We start from the raw sequence: 23604 nt of genomic DNA on the forward strand, positions 1-23604 counted from the left end.
CCTGACGGAGGACGGCACGGATTTGATCCTTACCGACAGCGACGGCAATACGGTGACCCTGGCATTGGCCGATCTTGCGGGCACAGCGGCGGACACCAATACCACAAATACAAGCCTTACCGAAGATGGAACCAACCTTATCCTTACAGATAGTGATAGTAACACGGTAACCTTGCCTTTAGCAGATATAGCCGCTGTAAACGAACCATGGTTCGGTATGGATGATGATGCAGGTGCTACCCTTAATACCGAAGACATATACACCATGGGTAAAGTGGCAATTGGTCGTGCAACCATGTACGGGACACCTGCAGCAGAACGATTGGCAGTGGACGGAACTATACGTACAGCCGGTAGTTCATATGCGGATTATGTGTTTGAGGATTATTTGGATGGCTTTTCCACGATAAAAGATGATTACAAATTTAAAAGCTTGGATGAGGTAGAAACCTTTATCAGGGCCAATAAACATTTACCGGGAGTAACCTCCATTAAGGATTTGCCAAGAACAGAGGATGGTGATTACTCCTTCAATATTACCGAACTATCTATCCAAAGTCTTGAAAAAATAGAGGAACTCTACTTGCATACCATTGAACAACAAAAACTGATCAAGGAGCAAAAGGAAGATATACAAATGCTTAAAACACGCTTGGCAGAACTTGAAAGACTGGTGAGAAAATAAGTAAGTACCTATTAAAGAGTGGTTTTTGGAACCCACGGCAGCTTAGAAGTTGTACGGTCGTAAAGATCACTCTTCAATAGACCCTAATAAAATACCCATGCAAAGCATAAGTACAACAACATTTTTGATCGCAACGGCCCATATAGGCTTCACCAGAACAGGGATGGAAGTTGTAACCCCTTCTTACGTTTTTGAACACAACGTAGTAAGGAAAAAAATAATCAATAGGGACTATACCCAAAGGTCCTTGGATGTAGGCCAGTTTATAAGCACCTACAACTACTTACCTAGTGTAACCGGCATTGACGAACTCCAAATAATTGCTACTGGTTACACCACGAACAGAACCGACTTTTCCATGGAGACCTTGGAAAGGGTAGAAGAAAACTACCTATACACTATTGCGAAAGAACGCAATAATGAAGATCTCCACTCGGAAAACAATGAATTAAAGACCAGAATGGCAAATATAGAGGCTCTTCTAAACACAGTGTTAAAAGAGTAACAGTATTTACGGACATGGCTTTTAGTATACAAGCTTGTTCTACCCGAGCAGGAGGATACAGGTACACTAAAAATTATGATAACCAAAAGAAGCGTAATGAAAAAGGTTTTGATTACATCGGTCATACTAATGTTGGGGATGGCCACATATGCACAAACAGGGGTAGGAACAGTTACTCCAGATCCGGATGCCGCTTTGGAGGTGGCAGCGGCCGATAAAGGCTTATTATTGCCTCGCGTAGCGCTTACAGCTACGGTTAATACTGCCCCTTTGAGTGCCCATGTTGCGGGCATGGCGGTATACAATACCGCCACAGTGGCAGATGTTACACCAGGCTACTATTATAATGATGGTGGCCAATGGGTACGTCTTGCCAGCGGTACTGCTGAGACCGTAACCACCTTTACGGCGCAGGCAGACCCAAATAATTACCAATATACAAGTGAAAATGGCACACAGACCACTATTAGCCCAGATTTGAGGCAAATAGGGGATAGTCATATCACCAAAGATGCAGGCCCCGGAAGTAACGGTACATCGGCCGGTGCGGGGACGCGTAACTATTTAATAGGCGAAAACGTTGGGTCATCATTAACCTCGGGAGCCGCCAATGTCTTTATGGGAGCACAAGCGGGCCAAGATGTTACTTCAGGAAACTCAAATGTGTTCTTAGGGGCCCAATCCGGATTTCAAGCTACCATTGGCGATCAAAATACTTATGTAGGTACTTCCGCCGGATCGTTAAATACATCAGGAGAGGAAAATACATTTTTGGGTTACGGAGCGGGTCAAGTGATCACAGGTTCTGATAATAATGTTTTGGTAGGACATTCCGCAGGTTTACGTGCAGGAAATAGAAATGTATTTCTTGGCGCTGGTACGGGGACATTTGCCACGGGTTCGGGTAATATAATAATAGGTGAAAAAGCCAATTTCTCGTCTACAACGGTCAACAATAGCCTTAATATTGGGAATCTTATCTATGGAAACGGACTGGATGGCCCGGAGTTGGGTCTCCCAGCAGTAATAAGTACAGGAAACATAGGTATAGGTATAGAAACTCCCACCGAAAAATTACACGTAGACGGTAATATATTGGCCACTGGGACCATTACCCCAGACTACGTTTTTGAGTCTTTCTACAATGGGGTATCCAATAGTAACCCCAATTACAAAATGCTATCACTAAAGGAAATAGAGGCCTTTACCAAGGTCCATAAGCATTTACCCGGTATCCCTTCGGCTTCGGAAGTGGCCAAAAAAGGCGGTATTGTACTAAACAGGGCCTCGGAGCTTCAGCTAGAAAAAATTGAAGAACTCTATCTCCATACCATAGCACAGCAAAAACAAATTTCGGAAAAAGATAAAATGATCAAGGAGTTACAGGGTCGCCTAGCACGGTTAGAATCCGTAGTGGAAACATTGATCCGATAACAAACTCTTATAAATAAGAATAGAGTACAAGAAAATGAAAAAACTGATTTACAATACATTGTTTTTATTGGGATATGGACTTGCGCATGCCCAAACAGGGATAGGTACAACAACACCAAACCCCGACGCGGCCTTGGAAATAGAAGCGGTAGACAAAGGCTTGCTATTACCACGTGTGGCACTTATAAACACTACCAATGCAGCGCCATTATCGGCACATGTGGCGGGGATGTGCGTTTACAATACAACAAATTCCGTGGTTTTAGATCCCGGATACTACTTTAATGATGGTACCCAATGGGTAAGCTTAGTTTCTAAAGGAGACCTTCAAAGCTTACCAACAGAAACCAATACCACACTAAGTTTTAACGATACAACTGGAGAGTTAATATACACCAACGAAGTTGGAAACAATGCACCAATGTCTATCGCAGCTGCAGAACCCTGGTTTGGCACAGACGATAATACAGGAGCAACCAGCAACACAGAAAATATCTATACGCTTGGTAAAGTAGGAATAGGAGATACAAACCCCATTGCAAAGTTATCGCTAGGCAGTGACGCAAACACAGACAAGATTCATCTTTTTAGAAGCGCCAACGGACAAAGTGCATATGGGCTAGGAATAGGTAGTTACCAGTTACAAATCTATACACCTAATACTGCGAGCGATCGCATAGCATTTGGACTTAGACAAGCTGACGGATCCTTTTTGGAAAGGATGAGGTTAAGAAGTAATGGCAGGTTGGGAATAGGCGATACCAATCCTATTGCAAGATTATCGTTAGGCGCTTCAGTAAGTACAGATAAACTCCATGTTTTCCCACGGTATGGATTCGGGATTAGTAGTTACCAACTGGAAATGTATACGGACGATGGACCTTCTGATCATATCTCCTTTGGTTATAGAGCATCTAACGGAACCTTTGTAGAAAAAATGCGTTTAAACACAGTTACTGGCGGCAGTTTAGGGATAGGCACCACAACTCCCACCGAAAAATTACACGTAAGCGGCAACATAAAAGCAACAGGAAATCTACAATCGGGTACCGCCACTTACCCCGACTATGTGTTTGAAAACTATTTGGAAGGAGAAAGCACCCTTAACAAGGACTACACTTTTAAATCCTTGGATCAGGTAGAGCGGTTTATCAAAACCAATAAACATCTGCCCGGGGTTACCTGCATAAGCGAACTCGAAAAAACCGAGAGCGGTTACAATATCAATATGACGGCACTGTCCGTACAGACCTTGGAAAAGGTAGAGGAACTCTATCTGCATACCATAGCACAGCAAAAACAAATTTCGGCAAAAGATAAAATGATCCAGGAATTACAGGGGCGACTCTCACGGTTAGAGTCTGTTGTGGAAACGTTGGTCTATAACGAAAACAAATAAATAAGAATAACAAGAATAGCGTACAAAAGAATGAAAAAACTGGTTTACAATACATTGTTTTTATTGGGATATGGACTTACACATGCCCAAATAGGGATAGGCACTACAACCCCAAATCCGGATGCGGCCTTGGAAATAGCGGCAGTGGACAAAGGCTTGCTATTGCCGCGTGTGGCACTCACAGGTACTAATAACGCTTCGCCCCTGTCCGCCCATGTAGAAGGGATGGTTGTCTACAACACCACAAATTCCTCGAATCTAGATCCCGGATACTATTTTAATGATGGTAGCAAATGGGTAAAGTTGGCCATAGATTCCGGAAATAGGGTAATCAGCAACCTTATAGATAACGGCAATGGTACGGTAACCTATACCGATGGGACCGGAACGCAAAATGTGGTGACCATCACAGCCCTTTCAGAAAATGTTTTCATCCAAGACGGAACCGTGGATATCAACGGGGACGGCATGCCCAATAACAATGTAACGCTACAGAATTTCATAGATAGCATCGGCACAGTGGTAAAGGCCCAAGAGACCAATACCACACTAACGTTCAACGATGCAACGGGAGAGTTGATATACACCAATGAAAAAGGGGATAATGCACCGGTGTCTATCGCAGCTGCGGAACCTTGGTTTGGTACAGATGATAATTTAGGGGCAACCAGTAACACAGAAAACATCTATACACTTGGTAACGTGGCCATAGGGGAAACAAAGCCCCTTGCTACGGCAACCTTATCATTAGGGTCTGGCACATCTTGGAGCAATTTGGATAAGATTCACCTTTGGAATAATGGCGTGAATGCATTTGGATTGGGTACGTCCCATGGTCAAATGAACATATACACGGGCGATTGGGCGCACGACCGTATCGCATTTGGATATAGGGATCCGTCGGGTAATTTTCATGAAAGCATGCGTTTAAAAACGGTTACGGGACAGTTAGGTATAGGAGTAGGTGACCCCAAAGAAAAACTGGAAGTAGCAGGCAACATCAAAGCATCGGGCAACTTACAGTCAGGTACCAAGGTCTATCCGGATTATGTGTTTGAAAACTATTTGGAAGGAGAAAGCACCCTTAACAAGGACTACACCTTTAAATCCTTGGATCAGGTAGAACGGTTTATCAAAACTAACAAACATCTGCCCGGCGTAACCGGTATAAGCCAACTCCAAAAAACAGAGAACGGCTATAACATTAACATGACGGCACTATCCGTACAGACCTTGGAAAAAGTAGAGGAACTCTATCTGCATACCATTGAACAACAAAAATTACACCAACAAAAAGATACGCTGATCAAGGAATTGCAAGACCGCCTTTCCCAATTAGAATTAGCCATGGCTTCCTTAAAACTTAATCACCAAAATAATGGAAAAGATGAAAAAACTAATCTTTAGCATAGCATTTTTATTTACGGCGTGCCTATTGCACGCACAAGTAGGGATCGGCACCATAATGCCCGATGGATCTACCCAGTTGGATGTGGTTTCCACGGACCGGGGAATACTTATCCCTAGAGTGGAACTTCAAAGTGCAACGGACGCCACTACCATAAACAATGGCAACAAGCTTAGCCTTTTGGTGTTCAATACCAATACCATGGCCACGGACCTGGCAGCAGGTTATTGCTATTGGGACGGTGCCAAATGGCAACGCCTTACCAATGCCGACGACCTTGCCGCATTGGAGACCCTCACTTCTCTGGTAGACAATGGCGATGGTACGCTTACCTATACCGATGAGGCCGGTACGGCCAATGTGGTACCGGTATCCGCCCTTGCGGGCAATGTAGCGGTAACCGATGGCACGGTAGATATAGATAATGACGGTACACCGGACAATGGCGTAAACCTACAGGATGTCATTGACAACCTCAACAATATAGTACAGGGCAATGAGAGCCTTACCACCTTGGGGATGAACGCGGACGGTATTAATCTGGACTACCGGGACGAGGAGGGCAATACCTCACAGATAGACCTATCCACGGTTATAGCCGCTTCTGCGGATATCACCACCGATGCTTGGGTAGACGGCGCGGGCCTTGTAGAACTGGGCACATTAAGCGATGGTGTAACGGCAAGGCCGGTAGGCACCGAGTTTGTAGCCTTGGACAATGGTAATGTAGGGATTGGGACTACTACACCTATTGAACCATTGACTATTTCTGATAATGATGCAGCAGTTAATAATACATTAATAAGACTGTCTAACAATTTAACTTCAATTAATACAGGAGTTTCTATTAAGGCTCAAACTAATGCAGTAGATACAGATGGAGGGTTGCTTAGCTTTATAAATAGTGGACATCAAGGATATGCCGAGTTATCTTATACCTCCCAAGGAACCGCTGGAGATGAGTTATTTTTTAAGCTTCAAGCTACAGGAGTTAGGTTTGGGGGATTATTATTACCTAAATATGTAGGTGCCAACTTCGATGAAACCAATCCCAACTACGTATTATCCACAAACGGTGCCACGGGAGACATCACCAAAACGAGTATTGCAGATTTGGCGGCAGCATCACAAACCAACACCACCTTGGCGTTGGACAACCCAACCGGTGTGCTCACCTATACCAATGAGGATAACGATAACCCAACTGTAAACCTAGCAGCCATAGAACCTTGGTTTGGCACAGATAACAATGCTGGGGCAACTGAGAATACAGAGGATATTTATACACTAGGTAATGTAGGGATTGGTACGGAAACTCCTGCTGTGCCTCTAGACATAGGTGTACAAGGTGATGATTTTCCTGTAGTTCGTTTGACACGAACTGGTGGAATTACAAGAACTGATGGATCGTGGCAATTTAATATTGGATCTGATGGTAGATTTGTACTGGATGATGTTACTAACGGAAGAAGTGTCTTTGGTTTTGATCAAGGAGTCGCAACGAATACATTATACGTTAATTCCAATAGTAATGTTGCAATAGGAATACTTTCTGGAAACGCAACTGAAAAACTAGATGTAAACGGTAAAGTCCGTGTACGTAATTTAACAGAGACAGATTTACCAACAGATGTTATTGTTACCGCAGATGCTACAACCGGTGTACTTAAAGAAGGCGGTACAGTAGCCGATTTGGTAAACAATGCAGAAACCAACACCACCTTGGCGTTGGACAACCCAACAGGGGTATTAACCTACACCAATGAAGACAACGACAACCCAACGGTAGACCTTACCGCCATAGAACCATGGTTTGGTACCGATAACAATGCCGGGGCAACTTTAAACACCGAGGATATTTATACCACAGGGTTTGTAGGGATTGGAGATCCTACTCCAGATTCACAATTAAGTGTAAGTGATGGTGGCACTCAAGGTGTAACAATAGGTCATTTACCAAGAGTGGAGGCACTTGCTTTTAATAGAGATGTTCTAACAGGTCAAATTTTTGATACTTCCAGACCATCATTTCAAATTTCGAATAATGCAAATCTTGGTCCCAATAAACTTGTATATGAAGTTTATAATAATACTACTAATGTAAGAACATTAGGTTTGGTAATTGATCAAGATAGTAATATTGGAATAAATCAAGTAAATCCATCTGCTCGTTTAGACGTATCAGGAGGCGATGTACAGTTTGAAAGCTACCCAAATACCCGTGACGATAGCGGCGCAACAGCCGTAAACAATGTACTGTATACCGATGCTACGGGTAACATCCTTTCGGCACCATTAACAGCAGTAAGCGCACCACAAACCAACACCACCTTGGCGTTGGACAACCCAACAGGGGTACTCACCTATACCAATGAGGATAACGATAACCCAACTGTAAACCTAGCAGCTATAGAACCTTGGTTTGGTACAGATGATAATGCAGGAGCTACAGATAATACGGAAGATATTTATACACTAGGTAATGTGGGTATTGGTAGGACTGCAACACCTACTATTGACTTAGCAATAGAAGACCTTTCTGGAGGTTCAGCTGTTGTTGATGTAGTATCTAACTTAGTTTCTGGTTTTACTTCTGAGGCATATAGAAATAGTCCTAATACGCATATTTTATTTAGAGGTTTTGCGGCAAGAGGAACCAAAGCAGCTCCGTTAGCATTAAATGCAGGGGATGATATGTTATATCTTGATGTAGAAGGGCATAACGGAACAACCTTTAGTGGTTTATCTACTGGTAGAATTGGATTTGAAGCTGCAGAAAACTTCACACCAACTGCTAATGGATTAGACATTTTCTTTATTACCACAGGTTTAGGTACAACAGCTGCGACTGAAAAAATGCGTATCGCCGCCGATGGTCAACTCACCTTTAATACCTATACAGGTACCAATTGGGACGAAGCCAATCCTAACTATGTACTCTCAACAAATGGTACAACTGGTGAGGTTACCAAAACCAGTATTGCAGATTTAGCGGCAGCGTCTCAAACCAACACCACCCTGGCGTTGGACAACCCAACCGGTGTGCTCACCTATACCAATGAGGATAACGATAACCCAACTGTAAACCTAGCAGCTATAGAACCTTGGTTTGGTACAGATGATAATGCAGGAGCTACAGACAACACCGAGGATATTTATACACTAGGTAATGTAGGGATTGGAACAAGTACTATTTTTAATCAAACTAGATTTCAATCTGATGCACCTAACACTGGTTTTGCTGCGCTTTTTAGAACAGACAATGTTGGTAGAGGTTTTGCCTTAACAGATCAATTTACATCTGAAGCACTTCAATTTAATCAACTTCCAGGGTATTCATCAATACAGGCTTTAAATGACTTAGTTAGTGCTACTACTGGTAATAGTTTAGTACTTCAATCGGCAGGAGGCAATGTCGGTATCGGCACCACCACCCCTAACGAAAAATTGGAAGTAAACGGTAAAGTTCGTGTAAGCGACCTTACAGGCGCAGACTTAGCAACCGATGTTATAGTAACCGCAGATGCCACCACAGGCGAGCTTAAAGAGGCAGGCACCATAGCAACACTTATAGCCGCTTCGGCAGATGCCACTACCGATGCATGGGTAGATGCGGCAGGACGTGTAGAACTAGGCACCCAAAGCGATGGTACAACAGCAAGACCTAATGGTACGCAGTTTGTAGCCTTGGATAATGGCGATGTCGGTATCGGCATCACAGCACCAACAGCTAAAACGCATATATCTGGAATTGCTACTCCAACAACAACTAAATTAAGAGTTGATGGATACTTTACAGGTAGTAATGTAGAAAAAACAGTAGTATTTGCCCAAGATTTGGATAATGGCGGGGAAGAAGATCAACTATTAAGATTAGAGAACAGTACATCGGCAGGAGGTACTCCAACAGGTTATTTAATGAAAGCCTTTGGAGATAACCAAAGTGTGGGTACTGCTTCAGATCTGGATGAGATTTTTGCTATAAGAACAAGCGGCGAAGTACGTGTTAACACAGACCAATTGGTAGTGCAACCAGCAGGTAATGTCGGCATCGGCACCACGACCCCCAACGAAAAATTAGATGTAAACGGTAAAGTCCGTGTACGTAATTTAACAGAGACAGATTTACCAACAGATGTTATTGTTACCGCAGATGCTACAACCGGTGTACTTAAAGAGGCAGGCACTATTGCTAGTGTTGCAGCAGCCGCTGCCGATGGCGATGCCTGGGGTGTAACTGGCGAAGACCTAACAAGTGCTATTACAAGAACAGGCGATGTAACCCTAAATGGTGGTGATTTAACATTAAGCAAAGGCAATAATGTATTCCTTAATATGATACGCCCGGGCGCTGGAAACGACTTTAGGTTTAATTCAGAAGGCGGTTTTTTCTATTTAGAGGTAGGAACAGATGATACAAATTTCCCAACAAGAATTCTTAGAACTTTTGGATCGGGGCAATTACAATTTTCGCAATACACCGGCACCAACTTCGATGAAACCAACCCCAACTACGTATTATCCACAAACGGTACCACGGGAGACATCACCAAAACCAGTATCGCAGATATAGCAGCTGCCTCCGCAGACGGCGACGCCTGGGCTGTAACGGGAGAAGACCAAACGAGTAATATAGGCAGAACAGGTAATGTAGGTATTGGTGGAGCCGCAACCACTGCTGCCAAACTAGATGTTAGTAACTCGGGCACCGAAGATATATTAAACTTACGTGATAATGGTACCGAGGTAATGACGGTGCTTGATGGTGGTGATGTGGGCATAGGTACCATAGCACCTACAGCTAAGACGCATATTGTTGATAATGTGCCGTCGTCTACCGCATTATTGGTGGAGGGCTATACGGGGAATAGTAATGCCTCAGTACTGGTAGACCTTAAGCAGAATATACAGGCTGGTGGAGAGAATGATATGGTATTACGTTTGGAAGACACCAATCCAGCTGGCATAGTTCCTACAGGCTACCTAATGAAAGCCTTTGGCGATAACCAAAATGTGGGTACTGCTACAGATTTGGATGAGATTTTTGCTATCAGAACAAGTGGCGAGGTACGTGTTAATACAGACCATTTGGTGGTACAACCAGCAGGTAATGTAGGCATAGGTACTGCTGCACCAACAGCAAAAACACATATATCAGGAAGTACAACGCCATTAACTACTAAATTAAGAGTCGATGGATACTTTTCAGGCAGTACCATAGAAAAAACAGTGGTATTTGCCCAAGATTTGGATAATGGCGGGGAAGAAGACCAACTATTAAGATTAGAGAACAGTACGTCGGCAGGAGGCACCCCAACAGGCTATTTAATGAAAGCCTTTGGCGATAACCATAGTGTGGGTACTGCTACAGATTTGGATGAGATTTTTGCTATCAGAACAAGTGGCGAGGTACGTGTTAATACAGACCATTTGGTGGTACAACCAGCAGGTAATGTCGGTATCGGTACTACTGCACCAACAGAAAGGCTAGACGTATCAGGCAACATCAGAGCCACAGGTAACTTACAAAGTGGCACCACTACCTACCCAGATTATGTGTTTGAAGAATACTTAAAGGGCGAAAATACCCTTAACAAAACCTACACCTTTAAAACCTTGCCGGAAGTAGAGGCCTTTATAAAGGTAAATAAGCACTTACCGGGGGTAACAGGTATAGAGCAGTTAGAAAAAACAGAGAACGGCTATACCGTAAATATGACGGCTTTATCCATGCAAACCTTGGAAAAAGTAGAAGAACTCTACCTACACACCATTGCACAAGAAAAAAAGCTGGAAGCATTACAACAAGAAAACAATACCCTTAAAGCACGCTTGGCAAAAATAGAAGCGGCCTTGGGGTTAGATAAGTAATAAGTAAGCAGAAAGTATGAAGTGGAAAGAGAAAAGTATAAAGAGGAAAGTGAGTAGTAAGAGAGTATTGACTTTAAACTTTTTTCACTTTCAACTAGAGAATAAAAAAGATAAAAATGGTACGGTCACAGCAAATAAACTGGCAACAACGAGTCACAAGGAAAGAGCCAAACATGGTACCGGCAGGTAGTTTTAAGGAAAAACATATCGCTCAGGTACGGAGCTTTAATGCTGAAACTGAGTGCAACGAAAGGGAGTTGGTAGCGAAAGGGAAAGAAAAGTAGCAAAAACGCAAGTGTAAGGACTTTAAGCCAAGAAATGAAACCAAAAATGATGAAAAAACTAATCTTTAGCATAGCATTTTTATTTACAGCGTGCCTGGTACACGCACAAGTAGGGATCGGCACCATAATGCCCGATGGATCTACCCAGTTGGATGTGGTTTCCACGGACCGGGGAATACTTATCCCTAGAGTGGAACTTCAAAGTGCAACGGACGCCACTACCATAAACAATGGCAACAAGCTTAGCCTTTTGGTGTTCAATACCAATACCATGGCCACGGACCTGGCAGCAGGTTATTGCTATTGGGACGGTGCCAAATGGCAACGCCTTACCAATGCCGACGACCTTGCCGCATTGGAGACCCTCACTTCTCTGGTAGACAATGGCGATGGTACGCTTACCTATACCGATGAGGCCGGTACGGCCAATGTGGTACCGGTATCCGCCCTTGCGGGCAATGTAGCGGTAACCGATGGTACGGTGGATATAGATAATGACGGTACACCGGACAATGGCGTAAACCTGCAGGATGTCATTGACAACCTCAACAATATAGTACAGGGCAATGAGAGCCTTACCACCTTGGGGATGAACGCGGACGGTATTAATCTGGACTACCGGGACGAGGAGGGCAATACCTCACAGATAGACCTATCCACGGTAATAGCCGCTTCTGCGGATATCACCACCGATGCATGGGTAGACGGCGCGGGCCTTGTAGAACTGGGCACATTAAGCGATGGTGTAACGGCAAGGCCGGTAGGTACCGAGTTTGTAGCCTTGGACAATGGTAATGTAGGGATTGGTACCGCAACACCAACACAAATCTTAGAAGTTACAGATGAAGCCCTTATAGATGGTATGCGTGTGGGCGTGGGAGGTGTTAATAGTCCAAATGATAATGTTGCCGTAGGGCAAAATGCACTTACGAATAATACCGGTGTAGAAAATGTTGGTGTGGGTAATAACGCACTTGCAAGTACTACCACAGGTGTTTTTAATGTAGCAGTTGGTAGTGGCGCACTAGAAAATAATACCACGGGTCTCTATAATGTAGCTGTGGGCCGTGGCGCATTAGCTTCTAATACAATAGCAGTAAGTAACGTAGCGGTTGGTATGGATGCATTATCCAATAACATGGATGGAGTAAACAATATTGCTATTGGAGAATCTGCTTTATATAGTAACACCGGAGGACATGGAAATATTGCTATAGGGAGATTAGCATTGCAAAACGTAATTACCGGTTCTAATAATATTGCACTAGGTAATATGAGTGTAGGCGGTATAGTACCCAATAACCGTAACGGTAATGTATTTATAGGGCATCGCGATTTTGTTAGTACTCCTGTAACCGAGGATAATACCATGTTTTTTTCATTAGATCATATAGAGCGCATGCGCATAGATGACGCGGGTAATCTAGGCATTGGCACCACAACTCCCAACGAAAGATTGGAAGTAAACGGTAAAGTACGTATCAGCGATCTTACAGGTGCAGACCTCGCAACAGATGTTATCGTAACCGCAGATGCCACCACAGGCGAGCTTAAAGAGGCAGGTACCGTAGCAAGTATAGGAGCTGCTACCGAACCTTGGTTTGGTACAGATGATAATGCAGGAGCCACAGACAACACCGAGGATATCTATACGCTGGGTAGCGTTGGGATTGGTACGTCAACCCCGCTCTCTGGAGCTAGATTAACAATTGAAAACTTGACAGGCGGAGCATTTATAGAAACAACTGCCAATGCTTCCAACGGAATTAATATTAACTCATACAGAAACCATGCTTTTACACATGCTACGTTTAGGGGAAGAGCCGGTAGAGGTACTCAAGCTGCCCCATTAGCGATCAATGCAGGTGATGACCTATTGTATCTAGATGCACAAGGGCATAATGGTACGGCCATGAGTGGTCTTGCAGCAAGTATCACCTATGAAGCTGCTGAAAATTTTACACCAGCAGCAAACGGTTCAAATATACTATTTACTACAACCAATTTAGGTGCAACAAACGGCACAGAGAAAATGAGAATTTCTGCTGATGGCAACGTCGGCATCGGCACCACCACCCCTAATGAAAAATTAGAAGTCAACGGTAAAGTACGTATCAGCGACCTTACAGGGGCAGACCTGGCCACCGATGTTATTGTAACGGCAGATGCCACCACTGGCGAGCTTAAAGAAGGTGGTTTAGTATCAGATTTAGTAACTGCTGCAGAAACCAACACCACCCTGGCGTTGGACAACCCAACAGGCGTACTCACCTATACCAATGAGGATAACGATAACCCAACCATAAACCTAGCAGCAATAGAACCTTGGTTTGGTACCGATGATAATGCAGGAGCTACAGATAATACGGAAGATATTTATACACTAGGTAATGTGGGGATTGGTACGGCAACACCAACGGAAAGATTAGATGTAGCAGGTAATATTAAAATTGGTCCAAATAATTTACGCTTGCAAAACCAAAATCTCTGGTCGAACGATGCGCTTAATAATTCACATACTCCAGCAGAACAAAAGATATTGTTATATCAAACAGCTCCTAATAGTTGGGCTGGGATAGGGAATGACAACGGTGGTAGAATCGTATTAGAGTCTCGTTGGTTAAATGGTGGGTTCGTTGTCAAAACTGGTACAGCGGGTGATGTAAGAATGTATATTAATCCATTAGGTAATATTGGTCTGGGCACCACAGCCCCCAACGAAAAATTGGAGGTAAACGGTAAAGTACGCGTTAGCGACCTCACCGGAGCAGACCTCGCAACCGATGTTATTGTAACCGCAGATGCCACCACAGGCGAGCTTAAAGAAGCGGGTACTTTGGCAGCGGTTATAGCCGCTTCGGCAGATGCTACCACCGATGCATGGGTAGATGCAGCAGGACGTGTAGAACTAGGGACCCAAAGTGATGGTTCAACAGCAAGACCGGCAGGCACCGAGTTTGTGGCCTTGGATAATGGCGATGTAGGCATAGGTACCACAGCACCAACAGCTAAGACGCATATTGTTGATAATGTGCCGTCGTCTACCGCATTATTGGTGGAGGGCTATACGGGGAATAGTAATGCCTCAGTACTGGTAGACCTTAAGCAGAATATACAGGCTGGAGGAGAGAATGATATGGTATTACGTTTGGAAGACACCAATCCAGCTGGTATAGTTCCTACAGGCTACCTAATGAAAGCCTTTGGCGATAACCAAAGTGTGGGTGCTGCTACAGATTTAGATGAGATTTTTGCTATCAGAACAAACGGCGAGGTACGTGTTAATACAGACCATTTGGTGGTACAACCAGCAGGTAATGTCGGTATCGGTACGGCAACGCCTAGCCAACGTTTAGACGTTTCTGGTGGCGATGTTCAGTTTGAAGATTATCCTAATACCAGAGACGATAGTGGTGCCACAGCGGTAAACAATGTGCTATATACAGATGCCACAGGTAATATTTTATCGGCACCCATAGCAGCGGTTAGCACAACCTATACAGCGGGCAACCTTATAGACATTACAGGAACTGTTATTAGCAAGGTAAACAATATACAAGTAGTAACGGTAGCACCTACAGTTACTATAGATGCCGCCAGTGTACCAGAAGGTATTTATAGGTACGATATGGCAGCACAAAACAATATAACTATCAACAATTTTATAAACCCGGTAGATGGAGGGGTGTATAATTTCCACTTTTTAAATGCAACGGCAGGTACGGTAACATTCCCGGCATCTTTTGTAAGAGAAGATGGTACGGCACTGGGCACCATGAATATTGCCACAGCAGAAATTCTAACATTCTATCATTACCAAGGAACCAATTACTCCTTGGAGCAATAATGTATAAACTAAAAACGATGAAACATCCATAACTAAAACTTGATACCCAAAGAAATGATTAAATGGATGTCGCATATGACAATTGAAAAAACAATAAATAATAACAGATGAAAAATTTTGTAACGCTTATCCTGCTCCTGCTTATAGCCCCCTTAGGGCTACAGGCTCAAATGGGTATGAGCTTACAAAACTCGAAGAATACTCCGTTTATTAGCACTTGGAACACCGCTAATCTTTTTGGTGCAGGTCCTACTAACGAAATAATCTTACCCTTAAAAGGGACTGGCGATTATGCCTTTACGGTAGATTGGGGCGATGGCAATACTAGTTTTGTTACCAATGCCAATATGCTCACGGCAGCCACACATACCTATGCCGCTGCGGGTATATATACCCTTACCATTACGGGTAAAATTAATGGCTGGCAGTTTACAGACCCATTAAACCCTGTAACAACAGGGCAACTTAAGATTATAGACGTTAGCCAATGGGGTTGCTTACAAGGTGCAGGAGAGGGAGCCTTTTGGGCTTGCAGTAATTTAGATGTAAGTGCTACCGATAGCTTAAATGTAGAAGGTATTACAAGTTTCCGTTCTCAATTTTTGGGATGTTCAAGTTTAACGAGTTTAAATGTTACTGACTGGGATGTAAGTCAGGGCACAGATTTCGCAAATCAATTCTTGGGGACAAGTTTAACCACTTTAGATGTAAGCAACTGGGATGTAAGCCAAGGGACTATTTTTGGTTCTCAATTCGGGAATTGTTCAAATTTAACCACTCTAGATGTAAGCAACTGGGATGTAAGCCAAGGGGATTATTTTGGTTGGCAATTCTGGGGTTGCTCTTCTTTGGTCAGCTTGGATGTCAGTAACTGGGATGTAAGTCAAGGCGTAGTTTTTGCCTCCCAATTTCAAGATTGTACAAGTCTAACCACCTTAGATGTAAGCAACTGGAATGTAGGTCAGGGGACATTTTTTAAAGAACAATTCGCTAGTTGCGTAAGCTTAACCACTTTAGATGTAAGCAACTGGGATGTAGGGCAAGGAACCAATTTTCAACAACAATTTACCAATTGTATAGGGCTTACCACGCTAGATGTAAGCAACTGGGATGTTGGTCAGGGAACTAATTTCCGAGCGCAATTTCAGGGTTGTACAGGGTTAACAAATCTAGATGTAAGCAACTGGGATGTAAGCCAGGCAACATCTATGACAAGTTTTATGCTGGGTGCCGCCACCACAACCATCCTATACGATCAAACCCTCATAAACTGGGAGGCGTTAACGCTTCAACCCGGTGTTAGCGTGCATTTTGGTAGCTCCCTATACACGGCAGGCGGCGCAGCAGATACAGCAAGAACAAATATAATAACCCTGGATAGCTGGACCATTACGGATGGTGGTAGTATCTAATAATATGAAATAAAAAACAACATGCTAAAAACAAGTTTGGTAAAAAAATAGAAAAAGCCTTGAGGTTAGATGGGTAGTGGGTAAGCAGAAAGTATGAAGTAGAAAGAGGAAAGTATGAAGAGGAAAGTATGAAGTATGAAGTGGAAAGTATGAGGTATGAAGTGGAAAGAGTAGAGTAGAAAGTGAAAAGAGGCGGAGAGGACTTTAAACTTTCCACTAACAACTTTAAGCTAAGAACTGGAAACTAAAAAGAGAAAAGCGAAAAGAAGAGAGTATAAAGAAGAAAAAGTAGAGCAGAAGAGTAGCGACTTTAAACTTCAAACATATAATCGGAATACAAATAAATGATCAATGAAAACAAAAATTAGACAAATGAAAACAAAGGCAAAACAAGGCACGGCCCTATACATTTTGGTGCTGTTGGCCATCCCGTTTTCTTTACGGGCACAGACTGTAAATACTGGCGACGTAATAATCTCCGAAGGCACGGTGGTTAGCATAGTCCCAGAATTCGACAACACGGCCACAGGTACCTTCATAAATCATGGGGATGTATATGCCTATAATAATTGGAACAACGATGGCAGTGTAGATCATACCCTGGATAGCGGAATAACCCGCTTTGTGGGTAACGATGCCCAACTTATTTCGGGGGCCAACTATAATTTCCTCTATGATGTACTGTTCAACAATGCATCCGCACAACCCGCATTTATGCTTACGGGCGGTTTTAGCATTGCAAATGAAAGTAGCTTCGAAAACGGTATTGTGGACAACGATAATTTTGGAGGCGAATTTATTTTTGAGCAGAATTCGGACCAGGTCTTAACCACCAATGACAGTCATGTAGACGGTCCGGTGGTTAAGATGGGAGATAACTCTTTTGAATTTCCGATAGGCGATGCCGGTTTCCACAGATGGGCGGCCATCTCTGCACCCGATACCTCGGCAGACCAGTTTGTGGGTAAATATTTCTTTGAAGATACCAATACCAACTATCCGGTGGCCAACGTAGGCCCTAATCTAGAGCTTATAGATAATGCCGAGCATTGGACCATAGAGCGCACCACGGGAAATAGCGATGTACTCGTTACACTTTCTTGGGATAACGACACTACTCCCGCGGCAATAACACAACTGCCGGCAGAGGGTATAACCATTGCCCGTTGGGATGAGGCCCAAAACCTCTGGATAGACGAAGGCGCAGTAGTAGATGCTACCGCACAAACGGTAACCACGGCAGTAGATGCCTACGGGGTATTTACTTTGGCCCGTGCCAAGACCGATGCCTTGCCTTGTGCACTTACGGTATTTAACCTTATTACCCCCGATGGCGATGGTATAAACGATTTTCTTGATATAAGACAGGCCATAGATGATGTTAGCTGTGCCAACAATGTAAATGTAAAAATATTCAACAGATGGGGTGTAAAGGTTTTTGAGCAAGATGATTATGACGAAAGCGCCAATACCTTCAAAGGCTTTTCCGATGCCAGGGCAACCATAGACAACAGCAACAGACTGCCAACAGGCACCTATTTCTACATACTCACTTTCGATTATCAAGGAACTACCGATGTTCGCGCCTATAAGAAAGCGGGCTATCTATACATAAATGGCAACTAACAAATACAACATAGACATGAAATTTAAACACTGTATAACACTAGCAATACTGTCCATAGTAAGTCTTGCGACCACCTATGGACAACAAGACTCGCAGTACACACAATATATGTATAACACAGAGACCATTAACCCGGCATATGCCGGTAACAGGGGCATGTTTAGCTTATATTCCTTGTACCGGGCTCAATGGGTAGGTTTAGAGGGCGCCCCAAGAACCGTAAATATATCCATGAATACCCCTGTAGGGTTTGGGGGCGTAGGATTGGGATTGTCCTTTTACCAAGACGAGATAGGTCCATCAAAAGAGAACAACTTAACGGCAGATTTCTCTTATACCATACAAACATCCGAGGATTCAAGATTGTCTTTTGGTATCAAAGGAGGGTTTAATTTGCTCGATGTCAACTTTTCCGACCTTGTTTTTAATCCCTTAGATCCCAATGCCGTTAATATAGACAACAGGTTCTCCCCGGTAGTAGGGGCGGGGGTGTACTTTCACTCTAGCGACAAATGGTACGTAGGTCTGTCTACGCCCAACTTTATAAACACGGAACATTACGAGGATGTAACCACGTCTACCGCTACGGAGAAGGCCCATTTTTATCTAATGGCCGGTTACGTTTTTAATTTAAGCGATTCCATAAAATTTAAACCCGCAGCATTGGCCAAGGCCGTTGTGGGCGCACCGTTGGCAGTAGATGCCACGGCAAGTTTTATGTTCAACAATGTCTTTACCCTGGGTGCCGCTTATAGATGGGATGCCGCGGTAAGTGCGTTGGTGGGCTTTCAGCTATCGGATAATCTGATGATAGGTTATGCCTACGATTATGATACTACGGAATTAGGGAACTATAATTCTGGTTCGCACGAAATCTTTTTACGTTTTGACCTGATCAATAAAGTCAGAAGAGCGGTCAACCCAAGATTCTTTTAACCAAATCACCATAAAGTTATGAATAACATAATAAGAACAACGCTGATCATCGCCATGCAGTTTGCCGTAATAGGCAGCGCAATGGCCCAGAACGCTAAAATGAACAGAGCGGACAAGAAGTACGATAGACTGGCCTTTATTTATGCGGCCGATGTCTATGAAGACGTGGCCAAATCCGGGTTTAAATCCGAAGAACTATTTAAAAAGCTGGGAAACACCCACTACTTTAATGCTAACTATGATGCCGCTGCCAAATGGTATGGAGAGTTGTTCGCTTTTAATCCATCCATAAAAGAGGCGGTCTACTACCTAAGGTATGCACAATCCTTAAAGGCCGTTGGAAAGGCAGACGAGTCAAAAAAATGGTTCAACACCTATATACAAAAGGCCGGCCTTCCAGACGGGGCCTATAAAAGCTCTAAGGATTATTTGGATATTATTGCCGAAAATTCGGGGCGATATGTAATGAAGACCATGGACATTAATACGGAGGGCATAGATTTTGGATCGGCCTTCGTAGGAGATAAAGTGGTCTTTGCATCCACAAAAGACACAGGATCCGTTGTTAAAAGACGTAGTTCCTGGGACGGACTGTCCTTCCTAGATCTTTATGAAGCAAGGATGAACGAGGATGGTAGCCTAGATCGCGCAACCAAACTTAAGGGAGATGTTAACACAAAGTTTCATGAGTCCAGTGCCGTGTTTACAAGAGACGGTAATACCGTATATTTTACAAGGAACAATACCTCGCCACGAAACAAACGCGGAAAGGATGAAATTCAGCACCTTAAGATATACAGGGCACATTTAATAGCGGGCAGATGGACCGATGTGGAAGACCTTTCTATCAATGGCGACAACTATTCCACCGCCCACCCCGCCTTAGGGACCAGGGAAAATGAACTCTACTTCGTGTCCGATAGGCCCGGGTCATTGGGCCAGACAGATATTTTTAAAGTACCCATAAGCTCTTCGGGTTCTCTAGGTAAGGTCGTTAACCTTGGGGCTGGAATAAATACACGGGGGCGCGAATCGTTTCCATATATCACAGAAGAAAACGAATTGTATTTCTCTTCCGATGGACATTATGGTCTGGGCGGTTACGATGTTTTCTATACCCAGTTGGGAGGCGATGGAAGCCTTATAAATGTGGGAAAACCCATAAACTCGGATGCGGACGATGTAGCCTTTGTGATAAAGAACAAGAAAGGTTATGTAAGTTCCAATAGACAGGGAGGCCTTGGGCGAGACGATATCTACAGCTTTGTAGAGACCAAGGATATTAAAGACCTCCTAAAAGGCAAACTCAATGGTATAGTTATCGACAAGAACACCAAGGTCCCTCTTGGCAATGCCCTGGTTATAGTATTGGATGAGGACAACAAAGAATTGGCCCGCGTAAACACCAATTCCAAAGGATATTACAGTACAGTGGCCGATATAAACAGAGCCTATGTGCTAAAGGTTACAAAGCAAGGTTATGGGGGAGAAGACGCCTATTCCGCAAAGGGGCTTAAGGATCGCGAGCACAACTTTGAACTTACCAAAGAAATTACTGAAGTAAGGCCCGGAGATGATATAGCCAATTTGCTGAACATTGTTATTTATTTCGATTTGGATAAATCCTACATCCGGCCCGATGCCAAGGTAGAGTTAGAAAAACTTGTGGCGGCCATGGATAGAAATAAAGGCCTAAAAGTAGATGTAAGATCACATACCGATAGTAGGGCGAATGATAGTTATAACCTATCCCTATCCGACAGAAGGGCACGGGCCACCTTAGAGTATTTAACCTCTAGGGGAATATCTAGAAACAGGCTTACCGCAAGAGGCTATGGAGAGTCACAATTGGTAAACAGATGCAGTAATGGGGTGTCTTGTACAGAAACGCAACATCAACAGAACAGACGTAGTGAATTTATTATAAAACAATAAAAAGAAGATGCTTTTTTCATAAGCGCCAAACCTCCTTTGGTCTTTCAGAAATGTGATTCCGATTAGATTAATGGTATTGGAAGGCCAGGGAGGTTTAAAGTAAACATATAATGAAGTTAACATTCCAGGTAGAATTGCCCCTATGATGTTCTATGGAACCAAACGAAATTGGATGAACGCGAATAGGATAAACATGAAATTTAGTTATGGGCGATTTTTTTGATTGGCTAGATGGCTTTACGGATATAGAGCTATTGTATGTGCAATGTGCGATACTCTTTTTAGGAATTATTGCAATGATTTTGATGTGGATTAGGGATCGGAAGTGGGAGAACAAAACCTTTAAAAAATATAAAGAACCAAAAAAAGAAGAAGATGCGCCAAAAATGGATAAGAAAACAATTTATGACAGGGCAGGGTAGCCTTGGAACAAAAATATTATAACCCCAAAGTGAATACAAGATAATGAAGCAATAAAGAATAAAGAGCGGCAGCGGAAAAATAAAGGTTTGTAAGCAACTTTATTTCTCTGGTAATTTTAGGTGGGGTTTTAATTACGCAATGTAGATACGCTGACCGCTCTTTTTTAATACGAACCCAAATGAAAAAACAATAAAACAAGTCAACAAAAAGAGGGAAGGCGGAAAGTAGAGCTTATAGGGGGCTCTATTTCTATCCGTAATTACGTGGGATAATGATTACTTCTAATAGATACGCCACCCTCCTTTTAAAAAGAATGATAACCAGGCAAAATTTAGATTTTTAGTTAAAGAGGGAAGGCGGAAAATTAGGGCTTATAGGGGGCTTTATTTCTATTGTAATTTTTCGGGATGAGTATTACACCAAATAGATACGCCACCCTCTCTTCTAAAAAAGAAACCATCAAAATTTAAGAATTTTTAGTTAAAGAGGGAATGCGGACAAGTAGAGCTTATAGGGGGCTCTGTTTCTTAAGTAATCTGGAAAATTCCATTTACTGTTCCTAGATACGCTTCCCTCTCTTCTAACGAGAAAAGCAATAAAAGTAACATCAAAAAAAAGGCCGGCGGGTATATAGACCGTCTTTGGTTTTGTTTCTAAGGTAGTTTTAGGTGGGGTTTTAATTACGCAACTTAGATACGCCGGCCTATTTTTCAACTTTATACACTATTTAATTTAATACTTAAACAATTATTGAAAATGAGAGTTATCAAATTAATTTCATCAATCGCGTTGATAAGCGCATTAATTTCATGTAATTCCGATGATGATTCGGAACCACAGGTAGATTTATCAAATGTTAGTACAGCCGTAGTTTTGGATTATGCTAAATTTTATTCCGACTATAGTTGGTATAATGCCAGTTATTATTCTTCGGAAGAGTTCTTTTCCCATTTGGGCAGGAACCACGTAATACACGGTAAAGGATTCGGCAGTACCGATGAGGTAAAGGTGTATTTGGTGAATGAACAAAAAACGGATAGCATAGAAATTCCTGCAACGGTTGTAGCAGATTCTTTAAGCTTTACCATACCAAATGATTATTTAGGCTCGGGCCCTGATGAACGACTTAAAAAAGCCTACGTAGGCATTAAAACCAAAAGTGCTTACCAATACATAATAAACGATTCAACTAGGACAATCCTTCAAAAAAAACCATTTCATAAGGCAGAACAACCCAATTTAAAGCTAAGGATTTTTAATACACAACCTTATATCAATAAAGTTACTTTGTCTCCGACTTCAGTTCCCTCTGCTTGTGCAAATGGAACAGATTTAACTTTTGAGGGAGATTTTTTAGGACTTAAAGAACGGTTTTATTGGACACCAGAAAGCTCCAAACTTGTTATTTTAAATTCAAACGATGAAGTATATGGCGAATATCCGTCTGGCTTAAGCCAGATGTCTTGCAATGGATTTCTTCTTAGTTGGGACCCGGATACTTTTGAGTATGGTGGACTTTTGGCATATCATCGAAACAATATGGGAAGCATTCAGCTCTCCAATTTACCGGTTGGCAACTATTCCGCAAAGATTGTTTTTCAGTTTGAAGATGGGGAAACAAGGGAAACCAATACAATCGGTTTCACCAAGGAGTAAACCTATTCATTTTTGAAGAGGGCAGGCGCACAGAGCTCTTACTAGAGGACTCTATTCTATAGTAGTTAAGTGGGGTTTAATTACGCAATCTAGATATGCCGCCCTCTTCTTTCTTAATAACACAATCTCATTTCTTTAAAAAAATCAAACCAAAAAAAGCATTTTAAAAGTGACTTTTTTGA

At 42.8% G+C, this 23604-nt stretch carries 13 protein-coding genes and 1 pseudogene; all 14 read left to right on the forward strand.

Annotation, left to right across the window (positions count from 1 at the left end; genetic code table 11):
- Positions 1-685, forward strand: a pseudogene (locus tag ACEQ81_RS05485) (hypothetical protein); the annotation flags it as partial.
- Between the two features lie 97 nt (positions 686-782).
- Entirely contained in the window at positions 783-1190 is a 408-nt protein-coding gene (locus ACEQ81_RS05490; protein ID WP_411029841.1) for a hypothetical protein, read from the forward strand.
- Positions 1191-1286: 96 nt separating this feature from the next.
- Positions 1287-2624, forward strand: a complete 1338-nt coding sequence (locus ACEQ81_RS05495; protein ID WP_411029842.1) for a hypothetical protein — start codon at positions 1287-1289, stop codon at positions 2622-2624.
- A 34-nt stretch (positions 2625-2658) separates the two neighbouring features.
- Positions 2659-4023, forward strand: a complete 1365-nt coding sequence (locus ACEQ81_RS05500) for a hypothetical protein (RefSeq protein ID WP_411029843.1) — start codon at positions 2659-2661, stop codon at positions 4021-4023.
- Between the two features lie 30 nt (positions 4024-4053).
- On the forward strand, positions 4054-5430 hold the full coding sequence (locus tag ACEQ81_RS05505; RefSeq protein ID WP_411029844.1) for a hypothetical protein: 1377 nt from the start codon (positions 4054-4056) through the stop codon (positions 5428-5430).
- Positions 5411-11302: a beta strand repeat-containing protein gene (locus tag ACEQ81_RS05510; protein WP_411029845.1), complete on the forward strand. Its 5892-nt coding sequence runs from the start codon at positions 5411-5413 to the stop codon at positions 11300-11302. Before ACEQ81_RS05505 ends, ACEQ81_RS05510 begins: the two co-directional genes overlap by 20 nt.
- A gap of 116 nt (positions 11303-11418) precedes the next feature.
- Positions 11419-11586, forward strand: coding sequence for a hypothetical protein (locus ACEQ81_RS05515; RefSeq protein WP_411029846.1), 168 nt, complete (start codon positions 11419-11421; stop codon positions 11584-11586).
- Between the two features lie 46 nt (positions 11587-11632).
- Positions 11633-15433 carry a beta strand repeat-containing protein gene (locus ACEQ81_RS05520; RefSeq protein ID WP_411029847.1) on the forward strand — a complete coding sequence of 1267 codons (3801 nt, stop codon included), beginning with the start codon at positions 11633-11635 and terminating at the stop codon, positions 15431-15433.
- 107 nt (positions 15434-15540) lie between these two features.
- Positions 15541-16845, forward strand: coding sequence for a BspA family leucine-rich repeat surface protein (locus ACEQ81_RS05525; protein ID WP_411029848.1), 1305 nt, complete (start codon positions 15541-15543; stop codon positions 16843-16845).
- Between the two features lie 372 nt (positions 16846-17217).
- The gene (locus ACEQ81_RS05530; RefSeq protein ID WP_411029849.1) at positions 17218-18471 is read left to right on the forward strand and encodes a gliding motility-associated C-terminal domain-containing protein; all 1254 of its coding nucleotides are present in this window, start codon (positions 17218-17220) and stop codon (positions 18469-18471) included.
- Between the two features lie 16 nt (positions 18472-18487).
- Complete coding sequence (locus ACEQ81_RS05535; RefSeq protein ID WP_411029850.1) at positions 18488-19408, forward strand: type IX secretion system membrane protein PorP/SprF; 921 nt, start codon at positions 18488-18490, stop codon at positions 19406-19408.
- 18 nt (positions 19409-19426) lie between these two features.
- Positions 19427-21343, forward strand: a complete 1917-nt coding sequence (locus ACEQ81_RS05540; RefSeq protein WP_411029851.1) for an OmpA family protein — start codon at positions 19427-19429, stop codon at positions 21341-21343.
- A 206-nt stretch (positions 21344-21549) separates the two neighbouring features.
- Positions 21550-21765 carry a hypothetical protein gene (locus tag ACEQ81_RS05545; protein ID WP_411029852.1) on the forward strand — a complete coding sequence of 72 codons (216 nt, stop codon included), beginning with the start codon at positions 21550-21552 and terminating at the stop codon, positions 21763-21765.
- A gap of 757 nt (positions 21766-22522) precedes the next feature.
- Positions 22523-23422 (forward strand): hypothetical protein, encoded by a 900-nt coding sequence (locus tag ACEQ81_RS05550; RefSeq protein ID WP_411029853.1) that lies wholly within the window; start codon positions 22523-22525, stop codon positions 23420-23422.
- The last annotated feature ends 182 nt before the right edge of the window (positions 23423-23604 follow it).

It is taken from the genome of Spongiimicrobium sp. 3-5, from assembly GCF_046557915.1.
Lineage (GTDB): Bacteria > Bacteroidota > Bacteroidia > Flavobacteriales > Flavobacteriaceae > JBHEBG01.

Excerpts from the sequence above, each read along its gene's own strand:
- ACEQ81_RS05490 (WP_411029841.1), top strand. The coding sequence starts at position 783 with ATGCAAAGCATAAGTACAACAACATTTTTGATCGCAACGGCCCATATA.
- ACEQ81_RS05495 (WP_411029842.1), top strand. The coding sequence starts at position 1,287 with ATGAAAAAGGTTTTGATTACATCGGTCATACTAATGTTGGGGATGGCC.
- ACEQ81_RS05500 (WP_411029843.1), top strand. The coding sequence starts at position 2,659 with ATGAAAAAACTGATTTACAATACATTGTTTTTATTGGGATATGGACTT.
- ACEQ81_RS05505 (WP_411029844.1), top strand. The coding sequence starts at position 4,054 with ATGAAAAAACTGGTTTACAATACATTGTTTTTATTGGGATATGGACTT.
- ACEQ81_RS05510 (WP_411029845.1), top strand. The coding sequence starts at position 5,411 with ATGAAAAAACTAATCTTTAGCATAGCATTTTTATTTACGGCGTGCCTA.
- ACEQ81_RS05515 (WP_411029846.1), top strand. The coding sequence starts at position 11,419 with ATGGTACGGTCACAGCAAATAAACTGGCAACAACGAGTCACAAGGAAA.
- ACEQ81_RS05520 (WP_411029847.1), top strand. The coding sequence starts at position 11,633 with ATGATGAAAAAACTAATCTTTAGCATAGCATTTTTATTTACAGCGTGC.
- ACEQ81_RS05525 (WP_411029848.1), top strand. The coding sequence starts at position 15,541 with ATGAAAAATTTTGTAACGCTTATCCTGCTCCTGCTTATAGCCCCCTTA.
- ACEQ81_RS05530 (WP_411029849.1), top strand. The coding sequence starts at position 17,218 with ATGAAAACAAAGGCAAAACAAGGCACGGCCCTATACATTTTGGTGCTG.
- ACEQ81_RS05535 (WP_411029850.1), top strand. The coding sequence starts at position 18,488 with ATGAAATTTAAACACTGTATAACACTAGCAATACTGTCCATAGTAAGT.
- ACEQ81_RS05540 (WP_411029851.1), top strand. The coding sequence starts at position 19,427 with ATGAATAACATAATAAGAACAACGCTGATCATCGCCATGCAGTTTGCC.
- ACEQ81_RS05545 (WP_411029852.1), top strand. The coding sequence starts at position 21,550 with ATGGGCGATTTTTTTGATTGGCTAGATGGCTTTACGGATATAGAGCTA.
- ACEQ81_RS05550 (WP_411029853.1), top strand. The coding sequence starts at position 22,523 with ATGAGAGTTATCAAATTAATTTCATCAATCGCGTTGATAAGCGCATTA.